The sequence below is a fragment of the Chloroflexota bacterium genome, from assembly GCA_018829775.1.
GTDB lineage: Bacteria > Chloroflexota > Dehalococcoidia > Dehalococcoidales > RBG-16-60-22 > E44-bin89.
In genome coordinates this window covers 1-2036 of record JAHJTL010000004.1, presented here as the reverse complement: position 1 = coordinate 2036, position 2036 = coordinate 1, and the positions used below count along the sequence as shown (strand labels likewise).

The following is a 2036-nucleotide window of genomic DNA, read 5'->3' as shown; positions in this document are numbered from 1 at the left end:
GGCCGGGCTCAAGAGGTACGTCCGCCCATTTCTTGACCCGTTGCCCGCTCGTGACCATGAGCCGGATGCTGGTATCGTCGATGTATAAAGTGACCGCTTTCTTCGCCATTGCTTAACTTTCCTTGTACGTATAGATAACCACCTGGATGCTGACAGAAGGCTTACTATCTCCAGCAGGATATGGTATGCCTATGTTAACTGATCTGACCACGCCGTTGGGAAGGTCATCATTGAGCTGCGTGATGAAGGCAACCAGGTTATCGACGTCACCCACGACTTTGACATCTACTGTGAGCGCAAGGCAGGAAGCACCTTCTATTACCTCACTGCTAACGTCTGACGAGCTCATCTCAATTATATTGACACTATTTACGTTAGCCGTGCTATAGAGAATGTTGCTCACATCAATGTTCTCTATTGACTGTGCAAACTTTTCCTTATCGACTTCATATTCTTTGTACGCCTGATTCAAATCCCCTTCCAATTTCTCCTGTTGATAGGTAAGCGTAGACGTGTCCACTGAACTCAGCTTGGAACGAGCCAAAAGCAGGTCTGCTTGCAGGTGTTCTCGTTCGCCCGCGCCTTGATAATAGACAAAGGATAAACTTACGGCTGCCATAATCAAGAACCCAAAGACAATGGTAAACCAGCTTTTTTTACTAATCTTCACTTCTTATTACTTCCCCGGTTATAAATTAATTGTTAATCTGCCAGGAGATGATGTATGTATCTCCGCCGCCGAAAATTGCCTTAGTAACGATTTCAGCAGTGGTTCTATTATTCTCCGGATTAATTGCGGTGGCTGTAATTTTGTAGGCGTTACCGTAGATTTCACCTACGGCGCCGATATCCTGCCGGTTGGCGACCACCCAGGCGTAATGGCCTTCTGGCTCCCCCGAGCCGTTTATGTAGAAAATCTGTGTTCGCACTGATTCGTTTTCGGACACGTAGGGGTAAGGATTATCTAGTATCCAGTTCAGCAGGTAAGCGCCCTGTGAATCCAGGGTTTCATCCGGTTCATCAGTGGAGAGGTTTTCCGTGAAGTCAGCCGCTGATAGTGCTTGGTATGTATACTCAACAGGAATTCTTGCCCCGACTTCTTTCAGGCGTATTGGGGGAGTTCCAGATTCAGCTTGCCAGGTAATATTAACCGTGTATTTATAAGCATCGGCTCCTGCGTCCCAGGTCATATTACCGGTTACGTCGAGGTAATCGCTGTGCCCACCTGGCTCGATGAGTTCACCAAAATATATGGTGTAGGTTCCCCTGTCTACGGTCTGTATGTTAACCTGCATGCCATTGATATTGTCCGGCAGCTGGGTGAGAGGTGACTCGCCGTTGGCCAGTGCCCATAAGGTATCTTCCACTCCGGCATCGGCGGCATAAGTCCCTTTCATGCCCGCTTCCAACATGTTACTGTTTTTGGCGCTGGTAAAGACCAGGTTCAGGCTCGGTAAAATGGTCAGCCCACCGATAATCAGCAGGGCCAGCGTTATCGGTAAAGCCTGGCCTATTTCGTCCTTGATTATTTGCTTACAAATCTTAAACATTGGTATCCTATCCGCTAAATATTCGGTCGGCGTTTAATCCGGTATTCTCTTATCTCCATGGCATCCTCAACCAGGGAGGTCAGCTGCAAGGTCAGTACCGGAGCCTCGTAGTCAGCTTTACTGGTGTCATCAGGGTCAGCGGGGGCGTAATAGATATGAGTAGCAATAAGCGTCTGTTCATTTGCGCCGGCGCTGCTCCAGTGAGTTCGTTTCAGCTTACCCGTGTCATCGGTTAAATCTTCAAAGGAATAGGTTGCCGTGTGATATATCTCTTCATTCAGGTCATCCCATTCCGTCCAGTTGAAGACAAGGAAATCCGGTGGTGTTAAGTTATCGGTGTTTACACTCTGTGCCATTCTGGCATCACGGCTAATCCAGTATCCGGCAGTCTGCACCTGGCGTACTGCGTTTATATGGGTATTGTTCCTCTCGGTACCCTTCATAATCTGAAATATAGCTATACTGGCCGCCCCACTCACCAGTACG

Annotated in this window: 3 protein-coding genes; all 3 read right to left on the bottom strand. The window is 48.2% G+C overall.

The window, feature by feature from the left end:
* Positions 1 to 112: 112 nt before the first annotated feature.
* Positions 113 to 670 (bottom strand): hypothetical protein, encoded by a 558-nt coding sequence (locus tag KKD83_00180; GenBank protein ID MBU2534570.1) that lies wholly within the window; start codon positions 668 to 670, stop codon positions 113 to 115.
* Positions 671 to 695: 25 nt separating this feature from the next.
* On the bottom strand, positions 696 to 1550 hold the full coding sequence (locus tag KKD83_00175) for a hypothetical protein (GenBank protein ID MBU2534569.1): 855 nt from the start codon (positions 1548 to 1550) through the stop codon (positions 696 to 698).
* A gap of 14 nt (positions 1551 to 1564) precedes the next feature.
* Positions 1565 to 2036, bottom strand: a 472-nt coding sequence (locus KKD83_00170; GenBank protein MBU2534568.1) for a hypothetical protein, incomplete at its 5' end; no start/stop codon positions are given.